Origin of the sequence: Mesorhizobium sp. M4B.F.Ca.ET.058.02.1.1 (assembly GCF_003952505.1) — a bacterium.
GTDB lineage: Bacteria > Pseudomonadota > Alphaproteobacteria > Rhizobiales > Rhizobiaceae > Mesorhizobium.
In genome coordinates, this window is the sequence record NZ_CP034450.1 from 5,742,005 (window position 1) to 5,760,831 (window position 18,827).

The following is an 18,827-nucleotide window of genomic DNA, read 5'->3' on the forward strand; positions in this document are numbered from 1 at the left end:
GAGGGAAGCGAGGTCACTTCTTCAAGAACGCCTCGATCCGCTCCATCGCGCGCAAGATGTTCTCCTCGGAATTGGCGTAGGAGAGCCTGATATAGCCTTCGCCGAGAATGCCGAAATCGGGACCGCCGATCAGCGCCACGCCGGCGTCCTCGAGCAGCGCCGAGGCGAGCTTCTTGGCCTTCCAGCCGGTCTTCGAGACATTGGGGAAGGCATAGAAGGCGCCCTTCGGCGTGATGCAGGAGATGCCCGGCAGCGCGTTCAGCCCCTCGACCACGATCTTCCGGCGGTTGTCGAAGGCGCGCATCATCTTCTCGACGTCGTCCTGCGGGCCGTCGATCGCGGCGATGCCGGCATACTGGCTCGGCGCGTTGACGCAGGACCAGCAGTTGACCGCCAGCTTGCGCACCTTGTCGTAGAGATGGGTGCCGTTGTCGCCGTTCGGCCAGATCGACCAGCCCATGCGCCAGCCGGTCATTGCCCAGGTCTTCGACCAGCCGTTGAGGACGATCAGCCGGTCGCGGATCTGCGGGAAGTTGAGCAGCGAAAAATGCGTCTCGCCGTCATAGGTCATGACGTCGTAGATCTCGTCGGAGAGGATGGCGACATGCGGATGCGCCTCCAGCCCCTTGACCAGCTTCTCGATCTCGGCGCGCGGGGTGACGCCGCCGGTCGGGTTGGCGGGCGAGTTGAGGATCAGCAGCCTGGTCCGCGGGGTGATCAGCGCCAGCGTCTCGTCGGCAGAGAAAGCGAAGCCGTTTTCCTCGCGGATCGGCACCGGCACCGGGGCGGCGCCGGTGAACTCGATCATCGAGCGATAGATCGGAAAGCCGGGATCCGGATACAGGATCTCGGCGCCCGGCTCGCCGAACATCAGGATCGCCGCGAACATGGTCGGCTTGCCGCCGGGCAGGATCATCACGCTCTCCGGCGAGACCTCGACACCGGTGGTGGTCAGCGTGCGGCGCACCACGGCTTCGCGCGTCGCCAGCAGGCCGTTGGCCGGCGTATAGCCATGATGGCCGTCGCGCAGCGCCTTGATCGCCGCCTCGACGATGTGCTGCGGCGTCTTGAAGTCCGGCTGGCCGATGCCGAGATTGACAATGTCGCGGCCCTGATGGGCAAGTGCGGTGGCACGCGCCAGCACCGCGAAGGCATTTTCCTCGCCGAGACGGTCGAAGGCCGCAATCGTGTGGAGCATTTTTCCCGTCCCTGTGGTTCTTACTGTAGGCGAGCGTTTTTGTGAGCGTCCTTCGGCAAAAGTCAAACGGATTGGAGTTTTCGGTGTCGGAAAATCTCAAAGACTGGCAGCCGCGCCCGCGCCCCGAGCGCAAGGTGCTGGAGGGGCGCTATGCCAGGCTCGAACCGCTGAGCGCCGCAAAGCACGGCGACAGCCTCTACGAGGCCTCTTCGGTGTCCGATGTCGGCGGCCGCTTCGCCTGGCTGCCGGACTATCCGCCGGAAACCCGAGCCGCCTTCCAGCCCTGGCTGGACAAGGTCGAGGCCAGTGAGGATCCGCTGTTCTTCGCCGTCATCGACAAGGCGAGCGGCAAGGTCGCCGGGCGGCAGACGCTGATGCGCATCGACCCCGCCTATGGCGTGATCGAGATCGGCAACATCTATTGGGGGCCGCTGATCTCGCGCAAGCCGGCGGCGACCGAAGCCCAGTTCCTGTTCATGAAATACATCTTCGACGATCTCGGCTATCGCCGCTATGAATGGAAATGCAACAATCGCAACGAACCGTCGAAGCGCGCCGCCGAGCGTTTCGGCTTCAAGTTCGAGGGCATTTTCCGCCAGCACCTTGTCGTCAAGGGCGAAAACCGCGATACCGCGTGGTACTCGATCATCGACAAGGAATGGCCGGCGCTGCGCAGAGCCTATGAGGCTTGGCTCGATCCGGCCAATTTCGACAATGAGGGCCGGCAGAAGCGGCGGCTTGAAGACTTCCGCGCCGAGTTCGGCGCGTAGCAGGAGCAGGCAGATGGCGTATAGCCATGACCACGGTTCACATGCACAGGACTCGCACGGCCACAGCCATGGCGCGGGCCATGTGCATGGCTCGACCGACAAGAAGCGGGTGCTGATCGCCGCCTGCCTGACCGCCGGCTTCATGGTCGCGGAGGCGCTCGGCGGCCTGCTGACCGGGTCGCTGGCGCTGCTTGCCGATGCCGGCCACATGCTTGCCGATGCGATCGCGCTCGGGCTCGCGTGGTATGCCTTCCATCTCGCCGGCCGCCCGGCCACGGTTCGCCTGACCTACGGGTTCGGCCGGGTCAAGACGCTGGTCGCCTACACCAACGGCATCGCCATCTTCGCCATTGCGCTGTGGATCGTCTACGAGGCCTGGGGGCGCCTGGTGGCGCCGGCGCCGGTGCTCGGCGGGCCGATGCTGGTGGTCGCGATCGCCGGCCTAATGGTGAATATCCTCTCCTTCTTCGTGCTGCATGGCGGCGATCGCGAGAACCTCAACATGCGCGGCGCCATACTGCATGTGCTGGGCGATCTGCTCGGCTCGGCCGCTGCCATCGCCGCGGCGTTGATCATTCTTGCGACAGGCTGGACGCCGATCGATCCGATCCTGTCGGTACTGGTCTCGCTGCTGATCCTGTCGACGGCTTGGTCGCTGATGCGGGAGGCCGCCCATGTGCTGCTCGAAGGCGTGCCGGCAAGCCTCGACCGCGACGTGATTGCCAAGGACCTGGAGGGCGCGGTCAAGGGCGTGCGCGAGGTGCATCACATGCATGTCTGGTCGCTCGACGGTTCCAGCAACATGGCGACGCTGCACGCCTGCCTGAATGATGGGGTTGATGCCCATATGGCGGTCAGCGCCATCAAGAAGCGGCTCGCCGCCGAGCATGGCATCAGCCATGCTACCGTCGAACCGGAATTCGGGCACTGCGCCGACGATGATGACGATCACGGCCATGATCACGCGCATCATGCGGCGCCGCATCGCGGTCACTATCACTGATGGATCGCGATACGCGCAATGCGGCGCTTGGCGCGTTCTGGGTGCTGCTCCTGTTCGGCATCGCCGCCTATTTCCTGCCGCGGGTGATGCTGGCGGCCGGCAGCGTCTCGACCATCCTGGCCGCAGTCATCGCGGCCGTCTTCATGGTGGCGATTTTTGTCGTGTTCTGGCTGCGTGGCCGCAGCCAGCGTAAGAAGGATCCTTGAGATGCGCGTGTTGATTACGGGCGCGGCCGGCATGGTCGGCCGCAAGCTGATTGCCCGGCTGGCCAGGGACGGGCAACTGCGCGGCCGCAAGATCAGCGCGCTCGACCTACACGATATCGTGGCATCTGAAGGGCCCGCCATGCCAGGGGTCGATGTCTCCATCCGCACTGGCGATCTCGCGGCACCTGGAGCAGCCGCTAGCTTGGTCGCTTCGCGCCCCGATGTGATCTTCCATCTGGCTGGCATTGTGTCGGGCGAGGCGGAAGCCAATTTCGACCTCGGCTACCGCGTCAATCTCGACGGCACGCGCGCGCTGTTCGACGCCGTGCGGCTGGCGGGGTTTTCGCCGCGCCTCGTCTTCACCTCGTCGATCGCGGTATTCGGCGCGCCGTTCCCGGATGTCATCCCGGACGAGTTCCATCCGACGCCGCTGACATCCTACGGCACGCAGAAGCAGATGAGCGAGGCGTTGCTCGCCGACTATACGCGGCGCGGCTTCTTCGACGGCATCGGCATCAGGCTGCCGACCATCTGTGTCAGGCCAGGCAAGCCGAACAAGGCGGCCTCGGGGTTCTTCTCCGGCATCATCCGCGAGCCGCTGAGCGGCCAAGAAGCGATCCTGCCCGTGCCGCGCTCGGTGCTGCATACCCACGCCAGCCCGCGCTCGGCGGTGAATTTCCTGATCCACGCGGCGGAGATCGACGGCGCCGCCGTCGGGCCGCGCCGCAACCTCACCATGCCCGGCGTCGCCGTCACGGTCGGCGAGCAGATCGAGGCGCTGGAGCGGGTCGCCGGTTCGAAGGTGGTGAAGCTGATCCGCGAGCAGCCGGACGAGACGATCTGGGCGATCGTCAAAGGCTGGCCGACACGCTTCGAGGCGCGCCGCTCGAAGGACCTCGGCTTCGCTGCCGAGACGAGTTTCGATGAGATCATCCGCGCGCATATCGAGGATGAACTGGATAACAAAGTAGTGGGCTGATCCGGCGTCAAGCGCCGCCGGTCAGGCTGGCGGACAGCAGCAGCAGTCCAACCAGGAAGATGAAGGCTGCGCCGCCGATCTCAACGATGGAATGGATGCGGTTGCCCATGCGGCCGTCGCCGGCGAAATAGACCGCCCAGTTCTTGGCCGTCACCGCGAGCGTTGCCAGCGCCGAGACGGTGATGGCGGTGCCGATCGACATGGCGAATACCGACAGCAGGCCGCCGAGCCAGAGCCCGTTGAGCAGGGCGAAGCTCAGCACGATCAGCGCGCCGGAGCAGGGGCGGATGCCGACGGCCGCCACCGCCGACCATGCCGTGCGCCAGTCGAAATTGTCGCCCAACAGCAGCGCCGGATCGGGGGCGTGCGAATGGCCGCAGGTCTCGCAGACTTCGCCGGCGGCGTGGTCATGATGGTGATGATCGTGGCCGGCCTGATCATGCGCGCCATGATCGTGATGATGGTGATCGTGCGCGCCGTGGCCATGCGAATGGTGGGCTGCATTATCGTGATCATGGTCGTGAGCATGAAGCGCGTGCGCATGGGCATGTGCAGCGTGCGAGTGCCCCGCATGGGAATGGCCGGCATGCGAGCGACTGGCATGGGCGGCTGACAGGCTGTAGGCGGGACCGGCACCGAACAGACGGCGGATGGCGGGGCCCGCCTTGCGCCAGAGCAGCCAGGCGCCGAACAGGGTGACCAGCACATAGCTCGAGATTTCCAGGAACCACGCCGCATCGGTCATCGACACCGTGGTGCCGCGCAGCACAAAATAGGCAAGCATCATGACCACGACCGCCGTCAGGCCCTGCAGCAGCGCCGAGACGAAGGACAGCATGATGCCGCGCTTCAACGCCACTTCATTGGCCACCATATAGGACGAGATCACCGCCTTGCCGTGGCCGGGGCCGGCGGCATGGAAGATGCCATAGGCGAAGGAGAGGCCGATCAGCAGCCACAGCTTGCTGCCGTCCTCGCGCATCGCTTTCATGGCGACGGCGAGCGAATGGTAGAATTCCTGCTGCCTTAGATTGATCCACATCAGGATGTGGGCGAAGGGCCCGGAGGTGGAGGGCGCCGTGCCGTCATTGGTGCCGATGCCGAGCGAGCTCTGGGCGTGGGCGACATCCGGCAGATGGGTGATCACCAGGGTGGCGGCCGCTAGGCCGAGCGCCAAACGCAGCGACGGTTTCATCACCGGATCTATCCTTCTGGCGAGCAGTTCAGTTCGAGCTTGGTGGCGAAGATCTTGCTCATGTCGGTGCCTGTCGGATCGTTGAAGAACGCTTCCGTCAGGGTCTTCTGGTTCTCGGCGATCGCCTCGTCCGGATCGGGGCGGATGACCCCCTTGGTGCAAGTCGAGGGCAGGCCCTCGACGGTGAGGTTCGCATCGTCGGTGAAGTCGATCGCGGTATAGAAGGTCGGGTCATAGACGCCGATGTCGATCTTGCCGGCGAGCTTGATCGGAACCTTGGGCTCGGATTCGAACAGGATGATCAGCTGGTCGTTGTCGAAATTGGCCATCAGATGTGGAGGAGGGGTCATCGCCACGTCCTTGCCGTCCTGGGTGACGAGCTGGAAATAGTTGAACTCCGCCAACGAGGAATGAACGGTTTCGGCCACTTCCTTCAGCTCCTTGTCGTCAAGCTTCAGGTCGGAGTTCTTGTCGAACTCCATCATCACCGTACTCGAAAACAGGTCGTCAAAACGCCAGAGATGGCGCAACGCCTTCACACTTTGGTGATCCTCGCTGAGGATGACGTCGAGGCGGGCCTCGGCGAAGACGTGGGGGTGCACCTCGGCCGGGTGGACCGCCGCGAACGTCGCTGCCATGGCGGAAGACAGCATGATTGCTTGCCGTTTCAGGTGCATTGCGGATGGCGATTCCATGGGATTGGGACGACTGTCGAGAGTTACCAGAAAGGGGGCGAAATTGGGACCGTGGCCATCGTCGGCGTGTCAGGCGCTTTCGCGTGTCTTGAACCACTGCACCAGGAAATCGACGAAGACGCGCACTTTTGCCGGCAGATAGCGCCGGTGCGGATAGACGGCGAAGATGCCGCTGCCGGAGAGCAGGCGGTCGTCCAATGCCGTCACCAGCCGGCCGCTCTCGATCTCGGGGATGGCGATGAAATCGGGCAGCATGGTGAAGCCAAGGCCGGCAACGGCCGCGGCCCTCGCGGTCATCGGGCTGTTGACCTCGATCGGGCCGGATACCGACACGCTCATCGTGTCGCCGGCGTCGCCCTTGAACGGCCAGTTGGTCAGCCAGCGGCCATTGGTGTCGATGATGCAGGGGATGCGGGCGAGGTCCTGAGGACGCATCGGCATGCCGTGCTTGGCGATCAGGTCCGGCGATGCGCACAGCCTGACAGAAAAGGGCGCAAGGCGCCTTGCGATCAGCGAGGAGTTCTCCAGCCTGGAGATGCGCACGGCGAGGTCGAAGCCCTCCTCGACCAGGTCGACGAAACGGTCATCGAGATGGATGTCGAGCACGATGTCGGGATGCTCCTTGGCGAAGTCGATCAGCGACTGGCCGATCGGCGCGTCGGCGAAGGTGCGCGCCGCCGAAAGCTTGATGCGGCCGCGCACATCGCCGGAGGATTCGCGCACCGCATCGGCCAGGCTGTCGACCTCGCGCACGATCTCGGAGGCGCGCCTGTAGTAGGTATGGCCGGCCTCGGTCATCGAGAACTGCCTGGTGGTGCGGTTCAGGAGCAAGGCGCCTAGCTCGTCCTCCAGCTCGCGCACATATTTCGACAGCAACGCCTTGGAGCGACCGATCTTGCGCGCGGCGGCCGAAAAGCCTTCGGCCTCGACGACGTCGATGAAGGCGCGCATGCGGGTCAGCGTGTCCATGGCTCAGGCCTTTCGTGCGGCGTCGAGGAGTTTGCGGCCGAGCCGTATCAGGGCGACGTCGCTTCCGGAAGGGCCGAGCAGTGACAGCCCGAACGGGGCGCCGTCGACCGATCCGAGCGGCAGCGTGATCTGCGGGAAACCGGAGAGGCCGGAGAGGCACAATAGATGCAGTGCCCTTTCGCGGTAAGTCTGCAGCTGTTCCGGCGCGCTCTTGACGAGCGGCGCCGCGCCCGGAACCGTCGGCAGGACGAGAAAGCCATGGCTGCCGAGCAGGGCGGCGAGCTCGGCGCGGAAGGCCAGCCGGCGCGCCTCTTCGGTTGCGACCGTCCTGGCATCGACGGCTCGGCCAAAAGCGAAACGCTCGTCGACGCCCGGCCCGAGACCGCGCTCGCCGCTGCTGATCCAGTCGCCATGCTCCTGCCATGCCTCGAAGGCCTGCAGGCGGCGAAAGCACCAATAGAGCTCGTCGGGGAAGGAGGCGAAACTGTACTCCACCTGCGCCGGCTCGCCGATGACGGAAGCGGCGAGCGCCTTCATTCTGGTATATTCGGTGGCCTCGGCCGTGCCCGACACTAAGGCGTCCAGCCAGCCGATCGACAGCGGCCGGTTGAGCCCATGCTGGTGCGGGTCGCGGCCGAGGAGCAGCTTGCCGACCGCCTCATAGGTTTCGATGTCGTCGGCGAACCAGCCGAAGCTGTCGAAGCTCGGCGCGAGCTTCATGGCGCCGTCGAGCGATATGCGGCCATGCGTAGTGCGCAGCCCGATCAGGCCGCAAAAACTCGCCGGGGCGCGGATCGAGCCGCCGGTGTCTGAGCCGGTGGCGATGTCGGCGAGCTTGCCCGCCACCGCCGCCGCTGATCCCGACGACGAGCCGCCGGTGACGCGCTCGGGCGCGGCCGGGTTCACCGGGAAGGGAAAATGCGCGTTCTGGCCCATCAGCGAGAAGGCAAGCTCGTCGGTCTGGGTCTTGCCGACGAATCGCGCGCCGGCGTCGAGAATGATCTGTACCGCCGGAGCGGTTTGCGAGGCGGCGTGGGCGTCGGCGAATTTGCCCGGATTGCCGCAGCCGGTGCGGTAGCCGGCGACGTCGTAGATGTCCTTGACGGCCAGCCGCAGCCCTGCCAGCGGGCCCAATTGCGCATGCGCGACAGGCATTTGGCGAAGGTTCAGGAAGGCGTTGAACGGTCCGTGCGTGCCTGTCATCGTTCGATATCCGGATACGGTATTCCGTAGATTGTTCGATGCCGGAAATTTTACAACCGCAGCTTACGATTTTTATTGATTGTGAAATCCATCGCTCCTATATCGCGCTTGCCCAAAGTCGCACGTGCCTGTGGGTGTCCGCCGATCCTCGAATGGTGAGGGCAATCGGTAAGGTAACTGGAGCCAACCACTCCAGTCGGTCAGTGGCCAACCACAAGATCGAGGACACCTTGAAGCAACGACGGTGCGGGCCTTTCTGGTTCTCTTCCGGTTGTCCAAAGACCGGGGTTACTAAAGAGGCACACCTTCATTGCCGGCAGTGCGGACGGGTCTCCCATCCAAGCCAAGGCAGACAAAGCGAACCGAGGCCGGGCAAGGCCAAGGTTCACCGCCGCGAGACGGCATTTCATGGTTCCGGGGTCTCCACCGGCTGGTTCCATGGATTTTCCGTCCCGCCTTTGTCCACCGCGTGTTCGCGAGGCCGACAGCCCGCGTCCCGCAGCCTTATTGCGCGCCGAAAGGCGTTATGGAGAGACCCCGATGGCCACCCAGCGCATCCTTGACTTCCTCGCCACCCGACGTCCGAACGGCCCGTGCCTCGTCGTCGACCTCGATGTCGTGCGCGACAATTTCCGCGCCTTCGAGAAGGCGTTGCCCGATTCCAAGATCTACTATGCGGTGAAAGCAAACCCGGCGCCGGAGATCCTGCGCCTGCTTGCTGCGATGGGCTCGTCCTTCGACACCGCATCGGTTGCCGAGGTCGAGATGGCCATGGACGCCGGCGCGCCGGCCGACCGCATCTCCTTCGGCAACACCATCAAGAAGGAGCGTGATATCGCACGCGCCTACCAGCTCGGCATCCGCCTGTTCGCGGTGGACTGCGTCGAGGAGGTCGAGAAGATCGCCCGCGTCGCACCCGGCGCGCGCGTCTTCTGCCGCGTGCTGACCGACGGCGAGGGCGCCGAATGGCCGCTGTCGCGCAAGTTCGGCTGCGTGCCGGCAATGGCGGTCGACGTGCTGCGCCATGCCAAGGCGCTCGGCCTCGACGCCTATGGCGTGTCGTTCCATGTCGGCTCGCAGCAGACCGATCTCACGGCCTGGGACCGCGCGCTGGGCGATGCCAAGAAGGTGTTCGCGACGCTCGCCGACGAGGGCATCGTTCTGAAAATGGTCAACATGGGCGGCGGCTTCCCGACCCGTTACCTGAAGGACGTGCCGGTGGCGCAGGCCTATGGCCAGGCGATCTTCTCGGCGCTGCGCAAGCATTTCGGCAACGCGCTGCCCGAGACCATCATCGAGCCAGGTCGTGGCATGGTCGGCAATGCCGGCGTCATCAAGTCGGAAGTCGTGTTGATCTCGAAAAAGGCCGACAACGACAATGTGCGCTGGGTGTTCCTCGACATCGGCAAGTTCGGCGGCCTCGCCGAAACCATGGACGAGGCGATCCGCTACCCGATCGTCACCGCCCATGACGGCACCGAGACCGCGCCTTGCGTGCTCGCCGGTCCGACCTGCGATTCGGCCGACGTGATGTACGAGAAGACGCCCTATCCGCTGCCTCTGTCGCTGACCATCGGCGACGAGGTGCTGATCGAAGGCACCGGCGCCTACACGACGACCTATTCCTCGGTCGCCTTCAACGGATTCGAGCCGCTCCGATCCTACGTGATCTGACCGGTTCGCAAGAACCGTTCTGATCATCCCAGGTGGGCGCATGTTCGCCCACCCGGGCTCGCCTGTGGAACAGACCTCCGCTCGTGAAGGATCGCGGACATGGAATACCTGATCAAATCGGCCATCGCGGCCACCGACATTGCCCCCTCATCCGGCCCTTCGGATCAGCTCTTCTTCGCGGGGGAGAAGAGCCCGATGGCAGCGCTTGCGCCCTCCCTGGCCCAACGGGCACAGGCTGGCTCGCGCGGCGAGCCGGGTGAGGGGGCCTCACAGGCTCCGGCATTCACCGTCGTGGCGGAAAGCGCCGGCGATATCGAGGCGCGCGAGGACCTGCTCGACCGCGCCATGGGACCTGGCCGTCGTAGGAAGTCGTCGGAGAAGCTGCGGCGCGGCCGCCGGCCCTCGGAAGGCCTGGCCTTTGTCGCACGCGATGCCTCGGGCGCGGTCCTCGGCACCGTGAGGCTTTGGGATGTGACGTTGGGCGAAGGCGGTCCGGCGGCCCTTCTACTCGGACCGCTTGCCGTCGAACCGGCGCTCAAGGGCTCCGGTGTCGGTTCGGCGCTGATGCGGCATGCGGTGACTGAAGCGGCGCGCCTCGGCCATGGCGCCATCCTGCTCGTCGGCGACGCGCCCTACTACGGGCGCTTCGGATTTTCGGCGGCGAAGACCGGCGCCCTCGCGATGCCCGGCCCCTATGAGCGGCACCGCCTGCTGGCGCTGGAACTGATGGAAGGCGTGCTCGACGACGCACACGGCACGCTTAAGGCTGCGGGACGCAAGCAAAAGGCGCAGTCGCTGGCCGCCTAGACATCATCCCAAAGAGTGGGAACCGGTTTTGTGCAAGGTCACGGTCAAACCGAAAGAAAACGCCGCCCATCGAGGCGGCGTTTTGCTTTGATCTTGGCGCTGTCGTCAACCAAGCAACTGGCTTAGCGCCATGGCGACGGTCATGTCGCCCTCGACCTTTATCTTGCCGGACATGAAGGCCATGGTCGGGTTGAGGTCGCCGGCGATCAGCGAATCCAGATCGTCGAGCGACAGCTTGACGGTGCAGTCGGTCGGCGCATCGGTGGTGGAGACCGTGGCGCCGTCGATGACGATGACACCGTCGCTGCCGGTGTCGAACTTGACCGAATGCTCGAAGCCCGCGCTTGCCACGCGCGACTTGATCCTGTCGGCAATCTCCTGAACGCTCACGGCGGTTCTCCTCATCTTGTTGCGTTTGATACGCGGCGGCGCATTGCCGGCGCATGTCGCGATCACGGTCGCTGACGCATATACCTTCGCATTGACGTTTACGTCAACGTGGTGACCATGCGTCATCTCGCATCAGCTTGGCTAGCGGCGGCGAATGCGTCCGCGCCGCGATCAGTGCTGCTTGAAGGGCTTGGTCATTTCCGAGGCGGTCTCGCCAGCGCCCTTGCGGCGGCGAATGGCGTTGTCGCGGATCTCGTCCTTGGACAGGAAGTTGACCTGGTCGATCAGCACCTCATGCACCAGCTCGACGCCGACGCGGGCGTTGATGCTGTCCTGGATGGACTTGCGGAAGGCATCGAGATCGATTGTGTCCTTCTTGGTGAAATCGACCTGCGGATTGGCGTAGAGATAGGAGTAGACCTGGTCGGTGATCAGCGCGTCGGCCGGTATCGACAGCTTCTTTATCTGCTCTGGCTCGACCGTGTAGACGAGCTTGGTGAGAAAATAGCCGTCGATCCTGGCGTCGCGGATCAAAGGCACCGAGATAATATCGGTCTTGACGTAGTCGAGGCCGCCCAGCATCGGCTTCGGCGGCTCGCCCACGCCGGCCTTGCCTGCAGCCTGGAACGAATAGAACACGGCGCCGAGCGTCGCTGCGCAGATCCAGATCGCGGCGGCGATGAACTTGATCACCGGTCTTTCCCTACCCTGGCGACCGGGATCATGCTCTTGCCCAGCCGAACTCGCCGGCCGAATAAGTGCCGTCGGCCTCGGCGCGCTGAATGGCGCTCTTCAGCAGATTGGCGACCTCGTTGACGGCGTTGAGATGGGCGAGGATCGCCGCCTCGTTCCTGGCCAGCTTCTGGCGCAGCCGCGCCAGGCCTTCGCGATGCTGCTCCAGGAATTCGATCTCGTTGGCGCCCTTCATGGCGCGGGTCAGCTCATAGAGATAGCGGCTCTTGCGGGCGTTGGACGCCTTGAGGTCGAAGCCGGTGCTGGCACGGATACCAGCCGTCTCCTCGTCGACCGCTTCCTCGATGCGGCCGATGATGGCGGCGAGGTTTCCGGGGCGAGCGAGCGGGATGGGCGCTTCCGAGGTCCGCGCCGGAAGGGTGGAGAATTCGGATTGGTCGGCCATGAGGCTCCCTAGATTTTTGTATCGGTTTCTATGGTCGTATCGTCGCCGGTCATCGACCGCGCGGCCTGGCGCTGCAACTCCTGCACCATGGACGTCGACAGCCGGATCTGTTGGTCGATCTCGGCCTTCTCCGGCCCACCCGAAACCGGGCCGACCGGCACGATGCGCTTGCCGTCCATATAGTGGTCGGCGAGCAGTGATCTGGCGATGCCGATGCCGCCGCGCGCGGCCATGACATTGGCCAGTTGCTCGGCCATCTGCGATTTCCACATGTCGCCGGCGAGACCCTTGCCGTAAACGCCCTCGGTGTCCTTGGGCATCATGTTCTGGATGAAGGTCTGCAGCACCATCGCCTCGAAGCGCTGGAACTTCTTCTCCGGGTTCGCCACCTCGGCTTTGTCCGCCGTGGCCCGGGAAAGCATGGTGCCGGCGGTGTCGACTGAAAAGGCGGCCGAGGCGCCACCAGTCCGTTTGGCCAGCGCCGCGCGCGCGGCTTCGACGTCCGTCGGCTCGGCAGCGCGAGCGACGTCCAAGACGATGTCGCTGGGTGGAGAGATTGCCAAAAAAGTCCGCCTCTTGCCGGTTTTTGCTATCCGCACAATGACTGAACAAGCTTGTGGCAGGCTTGCGAGCCCAAGCATCGAGTGGCTCGTCTTTCGCCATCGCGATTTTGCTGTGCTACGAAATGGGAGATCGTTCTTGCCAGCGGTTAGGGGCCAAAGTGTTGGATGAAGATTATCGAGAGATTTCAGATTTCCGGGCGAGGCGTCGTAGTCGTCGGTGACCTACAGACCGACTTCCGGATGGGCCAAAAACTCAACGCGATTGTCATGAGGCCGGACGGCTCTAAAACCTCGACGGCCGCGGAGAAAGAGTATGCGCTCCGGCGGATCGACGATGTCGCTCACGAATTCGAAGTGTTCGTGCTGCGTCATGTTGATCTAGCTGATGTGCCCGAGGGCAGCACTCTCGATCTGACTTTGATACCGAGTCGCTAGTTAGTATCGTCGCGTCGCTTCTGCGCGATCAGATCGAGCCGCTCGCGGTCGATGCGTTCGCGCTCGTCGCGGCGGCGCACGTCCTTGTAGGCGCGCTCGACCATGTTGGTGCGCGCCGTCGCGGTGGCGATGAGAGTTGCTTCCTGCCTGGCGCTTTCCAGGCTTGCCTGCTGGCGGACCAGGGCATTGGCGATGCGGCGATGGTAAAGGTCGGGGAACTGGCCGGCCAGCGATTGGTCAGCGTCGAAGTGCTCGACCAGTTCCCTTGCCTCGGTCTCGGCCGCTCCCGCCTGCGCCAGGAATGTCGCATGGCGCGTCTCGTGCAGGGCCTTGAGCTGCTCCTGCACCTTGACCAGTTTCCGCAGCCGTTCCTTGCGCGTGGTCATTGCGTCACCGTGCCAGTGTCAGGTCGACAAAGCCGTCGACGAACAGCGACAGCATGGTGCCGATGGCGAGGTAGAAGAGGATCAGGCCGCCGGCGATGACGAAAGGCAGCGAGATGAAGTAGACGGGGATCTGCGGCGTCAGCTTGTTGACGAAGCCGATGGTCAGATTGACCAGGATGGCATAGGCGACGAACGGGCTGCCGAGGCGGATGACCAGGAAGAAGGCGTCCGACACGGTGTCGGTGAGATCGACGAGCGCCGCCTGCGGATTGAAGAAGACGTTGACCGGCGCGACCGTGTAGGAGGCGACCAGAGCGCGCACGATCTCGTGGTCGAAGTCGAAGACGAAGAGCAGCAGCAATGCCGAGAAGGAGATGATGGCGGCCAGCGCCGCCTGCGGCTCCGGCTCCTCGATCGCCGGGCCGCCGGCGCCGCCATAGCCGATCAGCGTGGCGATGGCCGAGCCCATGAAGCGCAGCGCCTCCATATAGAGCCGGGTCATGGCGCCGATCAGCCCGCCGACCAAGAGTTCCGAGACGATCATCGGCGCCAGGACCTGCGGGCGGGGATCGACATACGGGTAGATGCGGTCCCAGAGGAAGGCGAGCAGGCCGCCGGTGGCGGCGACCGCCACGAAGAGCCGGACCTGGATCGGCACGCGCGCACTCGACAGGCCTGGCATCAGCATGAAACAGGCGCCGATGCGGCAGAAAGCCAGGAAGGCGGCGATGACGACGCCTTGCGAGAGCGCGCTCACGAGATCGTCCCGAGCACCTTGATCTCGACGCCCTTGGCGATCTCGACATGGGAGAGCACCGGCAACGTGGTGAACAGGCGCTCGATGATCATGCGCACATAGGGGCGCGCGTCCGGCGCGGTGACCAGCACGAAGCGCTCGCCGGCTTCCAGATGCTTGCGGATCGCCTTGGTCGCATCCTGGCCGAATTCCTCGAGCTGACGCGGGTCGATGTCGAACTCGCGCACCTCGCCCTTGGCGTCGCGCTTGAGGCTCTGGTGGAAGGCGAGGTCCCAGCGGTTGCCGAGACGCAGAACCTTGAGCACGCCGCCCTCGGAAAGATCGCCGCAGATCTGCTGCGCCATGCGGATGCGCACGTGCTCGACAATCTGTTCGGTGCGGCGCACATGCGGCGCGATCTCGGCGATGGCTTCGATGATCAGATGCAGGTTGCGGATCGAGACGCGCTCGGCGAGCAGAAGCTTCAGCACCGCCTGCAGGCCGGGATAGGAGATGTGCGAGGTGCAGATCTCGTCGGCGAGCTTGCGGTATTCCGGATCCTGCCTCTCGAGCAGCGCCTTCATGTCCTTGTAGGAGAGAAGCTGCGGCAGGTTGTTGCGGATGACCTCGGAGAGATGGGTGAGCAGCACCGACATGTTGTCGGCATAGGTGTAGTTCTCACGCTTCAGGTCCTCGGCGAAGGTCTCCAGCACCGAGAAGGCGCGCATGCCGAAAGCCGGCTCGCGGATCTCCTCGCCGGGCAGGTCCGGCACGTCGCGGGTGCCGAGCAGCACCATGATCTCGCCGACGCGCATCTGGTACTCGGCGACGACCGTGCCGTGGACCTTGATCTGGTAGCTCTTCGGCGGGATGGCGAAGTCGTCGGCGACGCGCACTTCCGGCACGACGAAGCCGTATTGCTGGGCGAACTTCTTGCGCATCTTGGCCATGCGGAAGACCAGCTCCTGATGTGACACAAGCAAGCGCGTCGACAGCTGCTTGCCGATCAGCAGCTCGATCTCGGCGGTGGCGAGCGAGGCCTTGACTGAGTTCTTCTCTTCCTCGGCCTTCTTGGCCTTCTCCTCGTCCCTCAGTGCTTCGGCGGCGGCCATGGCGCGGTTCTGGCGCATCGGAATGACGTAGCCGAGACCGGCCATGCCGCCAGCAAGCGCGAAGAACGGGAACAGCGGCAGGCCGGGCATGAGGCCGAGGATGACCAGCAGGAACGCCGCGACGTAGAGCGCGCGCGGATGGGCGCCGAGCTGGCCGAACACGGCCTGGTTGGCCGAGCCGCGGGTGCCGCCCTTGGAGACCAGCATGCCGGCGGCGAGCGAGACGATCAGCGCCGGGATCTGGGTGACGAGGCCGTCACCGACCGACAGTTTGATGAACACGTCGGCGGCTTCGCCCATACCCATGCCGTGGCGGATGTAGCCGATGGCGATGCCGCCGACGATGTTGATGGCGGTGATGATGAGGCCGGCGATGGCGTCGCCGCGCACGAATTTCGAGGCGCCGTCCATAGAGCCGAAGAAGGAGGATTCCTCTTCCAGCTCGCGGCGGCGCAGCTGCGCCGTCTTCTCGTCGATCATGCCGGCGGAGAGGTCGGCGTCGATCGACATCTGCTTGCCGGGGATGGCGTCGAGGGTGAAGCGGGCGCCAACCTCGGCGATACGGGTGGCGCCCTTGGTGATGACGATGAAATTCACCACGATCAGGATCAGGAAGACGATCAGGCCGATGACGAAGTCGCTCGACATCACCAGCTTCGAGAAGCCGGAGATGACATAGCCGGCCGCGTGCGTGCCCTCACTGCCGTGCGAGAGGATCATGCGCGTGGTGGCGATGTTGAGCGACAGCCTGAGCATGGTGGCGATCAGCAGCACGGTCGGGAAGGAGGAGAAGTCGAGCGGCCGCTGGATCCACAGCGCCACCATCAGGATCAGCACCGACAGCGCGATCGAGAAGGCAAGGCCGATGTCGATGAGGAAGGCCGGGATCGGCAAGAACAGCACCGCCAGGATGACGACGATGCCCAGCGCGAAGAAGACGTCGCGGCCGTTCTTGGCCACCAGGCCGGCCGGGATTGTTTCGCTGATCGCCATATCGTCCTCAAGTCTCCAGCGCGCCGAACGCGCGGCAGCCTTTCGAGCCTAACCAGCCAAGCTTGCGCGAGGGTGGGAGACTGGCTACTGCCGATGGGCGGCATCCTCAGCCGCGCGCAACCTTCAGAAGGGGACCGGCATGCTCGTGATTATCGGCACCATCCGCCTGCCGGCGCATAGGCTGGACGAGGCAAGGCCGGCCATGGAGAAGATGGTTTCGGCGAGCCACGCCGAGCCGGGCTGCCTCGAATATTCATATGCGCAGGACATCCTCGACGCAGGGCTGATCCGCGTCACGGAAGTGTGGAACGACAGGGCCGCGCTCGAGGCGCATTTCCGCACGCCGCACATCGCCGACTGGCGCGCGAGCTGGGCGGCCCTCGGCATCGGCGACCGCAACCTCGTGCTCTACGAAGCCGGCGACGCCAGGCCGATCTGAAGCGGGCCCCCCTCATCGATATCATTCCGATCGAGCGGCGCCAAAATGGCGCCACAAGCAGGCGGCATTGCAATAGCCACGCATGCCGCCCGGCGTATCAGGCACGGCAGCTTTCCATTCCCTTCGGAAATCGGCCAACCGCTCCGATGACTGCCACAAACCACAGCCAAGTCTACGCCCGCCGGCTTCGCGCGGTGCTGACCCGATCGATCCCGCTGCTCGAGGCGCGCGGCATCGTCATCGTCGTGCTTGCGGGTGTCGTCGGGGTGATGTCGGGCGCGCTGGTCACCGGCATGAGCGAACTGGTGCAAGGCATGCACTGGATGCTGTACGGTGTGCAGCCGGGCGGCCGGCTGTCGGCGATGTTCTCGCTGGCAAGCCCGATGCAGGCGCTGATCCCGGCGATCGGCGGCATCCTGCTTGGGCTGACCGTGATCTGGCTCAGGAGGCGCAAGTTCCGCACTCCGGTCGATCCGATCGAGGCCAACGCGCTCTATGGCGGGCGTATGTCGCTCACCGACACGTTCATCATCGTCGGCCAGACGGTGCTGTCCAGCGGCTTCGGCGCCTCGGTCGGGCTGGAGGCCGGCTACACGCAGGTTGGCTCTGGTCTGGCGTCGCGGCTGGCGCGCGCCTTCAGGCTGCGCCGCAACGACGTGCGCATCCTCGTCGGCTGCGGCGCCGCCGGCGCCATCGCCGCCGCCTTCGACGCGCCGCTGACCGGCGCTTTCTACGGCTTCGAGCTGATCATCGGCATCTATTCGGTCGCCAATGTCGCGCCGGTGATGACGGCGGCCATCTGCGCCTCGCTGACCGCCGAGGTGTTCGGCGTCGTGCCTTTTCCGCTGGAACTGTCCGGCCTGCCGGCGCTGACCGCCAGCCAGTACATCCCGTTCCTGCTGCTCGGCCTGCTCGGGGGCGCCGCCTCGATCGCCATCATGCATCTGGTCAGCCTGATCGAGCACGGCTTTGCCCGGCTGTCGGTCGATGCGTCGCTGCGGCCCTTCATCGGCGGCATCCTTGTCGGGCTGCTCGGCCTAGTCACGCCGCAGGTGCTGTCCAGCGGCCATGGCGCGCTGCATCGCGAATTCGCGATGAACTATGGGCTTGGCGTCGTCGCCAGCGTCTTCGTGCTGAAGCTGGCGGCCTCGGCGATCTCGCTCGGCTCGGGGTTTCGCGGCGGCCTGTTCTTCGCCTCGCTGTTTCTCGGCGCGCTGCTCGGCAAGGTCTTCGCCGGCGTGATGGCCACCGTCTCGCCGGCGACCGGCATCGACCCGGCCGTCGCCGCCGTCGTCGGCATGACCTCGCTCGCCGTCGGCGTCGTCGGCGCGCCGCTGACGATGACCTTCCTGGCGCTGGAATCGACACGCGACCTGACGCTGACCGGCGTCGTGCTGGCGGCTTCGATCATGGCGGCGATGCTGGTGCGCGAGACCTTCGGCTACTCCTTCTCGACCTGGCGTTTCCACCTGCGCGGCGAGACCATCCGCAGCGCCCACGACGTCGGCTGGATGCGCAGCCTCACCGTCGGCTCGATGATGCGCAAGGATGTCCGCACCATCGATGCCGCGACGACGCTCGGCGCCTTTCGCAAGGCGGTGCCGCTGGGCTCGGCGCAGCGCGTCATCGCCGTGGATGAAGGCCAGCACTATGTCGGCGTGCTGATCGTGGCGGAACTGCACAGCGAGCTTGCGGACGGCGAGACGCCGGTGTGGTCGCTTGCCCGGTTCAAGGACGCCGTGCTGGTGCCTTCCATGAACGTCCAGACGGCGGCCGAAACCTTCCAGCGCGCCGGTGCCGAGGAACTGGCCGTGGTCGAGGATTTCGCCGACCGCGTCGTGCTCGGCCTTTTGACCGAAAGCCATCTGATGCGGCGCTATGCCGAGGAACTGGACAAGGCGCGACGGGACCTCTCCGGCGAAGGCTAGCGCGTCTC

General features: G+C 65.0%; 21 protein-coding genes. 9 read left to right on the forward strand and 12 right to left on the reverse strand.

The window, feature by feature from the left end:
• Nucleotides 1-13 precede the first annotated feature (13 nt).
• Complete coding sequence (locus tag EJ073_RS27920) at nucleotides 14-1,198, reverse strand: pyridoxal phosphate-dependent aminotransferase (RefSeq protein WP_126058440.1); 1,185 nt, start codon at nucleotides 1,196-1,198, stop codon at nucleotides 14-16.
• An 83-nt stretch (nucleotides 1,199-1,281) separates the two neighbouring features.
• On the opposite strand from EJ073_RS27920, the gene EJ073_RS27925 reads away from it, so the two are divergent.
• From EJ073_RS27925 to denD, 4 genes are read left to right on the forward strand one after another with little or no spacing between them, the layout of a single operon-like run.
• On the forward strand, nucleotides 1,282-1,968 hold the full coding sequence (locus tag EJ073_RS27925) for a GNAT family protein (protein WP_126058441.1): 687 nt from the start codon (nucleotides 1,282-1,284) through the stop codon (nucleotides 1,966-1,968).
• Nucleotides 1,969-1,981: 13 nt separating this feature from the next.
• Nucleotides 1,982-2,971 (forward strand): cation diffusion facilitator family transporter, encoded by a 990-nt coding sequence (locus EJ073_RS27930; protein ID WP_126058442.1) that lies wholly within the window; start codon nucleotides 1,982-1,984, stop codon nucleotides 2,969-2,971.
• Nucleotides 2,971-3,177, forward strand: a complete 207-nt coding sequence (locus EJ073_RS27935; protein ID WP_126058443.1) for a hypothetical protein — start codon at nucleotides 2,971-2,973, stop codon at nucleotides 3,175-3,177. Before EJ073_RS27930 ends, EJ073_RS27935 begins: the two co-directional genes overlap by 1 nt.
• 1 nt (nucleotide 3,178) lies before the next feature.
• The gene (gene denD / locus EJ073_RS27940) at nucleotides 3,179-4,156 is read left to right on the forward strand and encodes a D-erythronate dehydrogenase (RefSeq protein ID WP_126058444.1); all 978 of its coding nucleotides are present in this window, start codon (nucleotides 3,179-3,181) and stop codon (nucleotides 4,154-4,156) included.
• A 7-nt stretch (nucleotides 4,157-4,163) separates the two neighbouring features.
• Here the strand turns inward: denD and EJ073_RS27945 are convergent, their stop codons facing one another.
• From EJ073_RS27945 to EJ073_RS27960, 4 genes are all read right to left on the reverse strand, one after another.
• Nucleotides 4,164-5,363: a nickel/cobalt transporter gene (locus EJ073_RS27945; RefSeq protein WP_126059368.1), complete on the reverse strand. Its 1,200-nt coding sequence runs from the start codon at nucleotides 5,361-5,363 to the stop codon at nucleotides 4,164-4,166.
• The gene (locus tag EJ073_RS27950) at nucleotides 5,360-6,028 is read right to left on the reverse strand and encodes a DUF1007 family protein (protein WP_126058445.1); all 669 of its coding nucleotides are present in this window, start codon (nucleotides 6,026-6,028) and stop codon (nucleotides 5,360-5,362) included. The genes EJ073_RS27945 and EJ073_RS27950 overlap by 4 nt, the downstream gene beginning before the upstream one ends.
• Nucleotides 6,029-6,115: 87 nt before the next feature.
• Entirely contained in the window at nucleotides 6,116-7,015 is a 900-nt protein-coding gene (locus EJ073_RS27955) for a LysR family transcriptional regulator (RefSeq protein WP_126058446.1), read from the reverse strand.
• Between the two features lie 3 nt (nucleotides 7,016-7,018).
• Nucleotides 7,019-8,218 carry an amidase gene (locus EJ073_RS27960; RefSeq protein ID WP_126058447.1) on the reverse strand — a complete coding sequence of 400 codons (1,200 nt, stop codon included), beginning with the start codon at nucleotides 8,216-8,218 and terminating at the stop codon, nucleotides 7,019-7,021.
• Between the two features lie 540 nt (nucleotides 8,219-8,758).
• Between EJ073_RS27960 and odc2 the strand changes: the two genes are divergently transcribed.
• Nucleotides 8,759-9,892: an ornithine/lysine decarboxylase gene (gene odc2 / locus EJ073_RS27965; RefSeq protein WP_126058448.1), complete on the forward strand. Its 1,134-nt coding sequence runs from the start codon at nucleotides 8,759-8,761 to the stop codon at nucleotides 9,890-9,892.
• A gap of 99 nt (nucleotides 9,893-9,991) precedes the next feature.
• Nucleotides 9,992-10,699 carry an N-acetyltransferase gene (locus EJ073_RS27970; protein ID WP_348627221.1) on the forward strand — a complete coding sequence of 236 codons (708 nt, stop codon included), beginning with the start codon at nucleotides 9,992-9,994 and terminating at the stop codon, nucleotides 10,697-10,699.
• Between the two features lie 105 nt (nucleotides 10,700-10,804).
• Here the strand turns inward: EJ073_RS27970 and EJ073_RS27975 are convergent, their stop codons facing one another.
• From EJ073_RS27975 to EJ073_RS27990, 4 genes are all read right to left on the reverse strand, one after another.
• The gene (locus tag EJ073_RS27975) at nucleotides 10,805-11,089 is read right to left on the reverse strand and encodes an SCP2 sterol-binding domain-containing protein (RefSeq protein ID WP_126058449.1); all 285 of its coding nucleotides are present in this window, start codon (nucleotides 11,087-11,089) and stop codon (nucleotides 10,805-10,807) included.
• A gap of 171 nt (nucleotides 11,090-11,260) precedes the next feature.
• Entirely contained in the window at nucleotides 11,261-11,782 is a 522-nt protein-coding gene (locus EJ073_RS27980) for a hypothetical protein (protein ID WP_126058450.1), read from the reverse strand.
• Between the two features lie 28 nt (nucleotides 11,783-11,810).
• Nucleotides 11,811-12,227 (reverse strand): hypothetical protein, encoded by a 417-nt coding sequence (locus EJ073_RS27985; RefSeq protein ID WP_126058451.1) that lies wholly within the window; start codon nucleotides 12,225-12,227, stop codon nucleotides 11,811-11,813.
• Between the two features lie 8 nt (nucleotides 12,228-12,235).
• Nucleotides 12,236-12,829: a rod-binding protein gene (locus tag EJ073_RS27990; protein WP_189347887.1), complete on the reverse strand. Its 594-nt coding sequence runs from the start codon at nucleotides 12,827-12,829 to the stop codon at nucleotides 12,236-12,238.
• A gap of 126 nt (nucleotides 12,830-12,955) precedes the next feature.
• Between EJ073_RS27990 and EJ073_RS27995 the strand changes: the two genes are divergently transcribed.
• A complete protein-coding gene (locus tag EJ073_RS27995) occupies nucleotides 12,956-13,225 on the forward strand; it encodes a hypothetical protein (protein WP_126058453.1) in 270 nt (89 codons plus the stop codon).
• On the opposite strand, the gene EJ073_RS28000 is transcribed toward EJ073_RS27995, so the two are convergent.
• The 3 genes from EJ073_RS28000 to flhA are packed head-to-tail and all read right to left on the reverse strand — an operon-like array spanning nucleotide 13,222 to nucleotide 16,452.
• Nucleotides 13,222-13,611 carry a hypothetical protein gene (locus EJ073_RS28000; RefSeq protein WP_126058454.1) on the reverse strand — a complete coding sequence of 130 codons (390 nt, stop codon included), beginning with the start codon at nucleotides 13,609-13,611 and terminating at the stop codon, nucleotides 13,222-13,224. The two genes, EJ073_RS27995 and EJ073_RS28000, sit on opposite strands and share 4 nt — an antisense overlap.
• A gap of 4 nt (nucleotides 13,612-13,615) precedes the next feature.
• Nucleotides 13,616-14,368, reverse strand: a complete 753-nt coding sequence (fliR, locus tag EJ073_RS28005) for a flagellar biosynthetic protein FliR (protein WP_126058455.1) — start codon at nucleotides 14,366-14,368, stop codon at nucleotides 13,616-13,618.
• Nucleotides 14,365-16,452, reverse strand: a complete 2,088-nt coding sequence (flhA, locus tag EJ073_RS28010; RefSeq protein ID WP_126058456.1) for a flagellar biosynthesis protein FlhA — start codon at nucleotides 16,450-16,452, stop codon at nucleotides 14,365-14,367. The genes fliR and flhA overlap by 4 nt, the downstream gene beginning before the upstream one ends.
• 139 nt (nucleotides 16,453-16,591) lie before the next feature.
• Here flhA and EJ073_RS28015 point away from each other — a divergent pair, with 139 nt between their 5' ends.
• Together EJ073_RS28015 and EJ073_RS28020 are read left to right on the forward strand one after the other, a co-directional pair.
• Nucleotides 16,592-16,891: a putative quinol monooxygenase gene (locus EJ073_RS28015; RefSeq protein ID WP_126058457.1), complete on the forward strand. Its 300-nt coding sequence runs from the start codon at nucleotides 16,592-16,594 to the stop codon at nucleotides 16,889-16,891.
• A 146-nt stretch (nucleotides 16,892-17,037) separates the two neighbouring features.
• A complete protein-coding gene (locus tag EJ073_RS28020) occupies nucleotides 17,038-18,819 on the forward strand; it encodes a chloride channel protein (RefSeq protein WP_126058458.1) in 1,782 nt (593 codons plus the stop codon).
• Nucleotides 18,820-18,827: the final 8 nt, after the last annotated feature.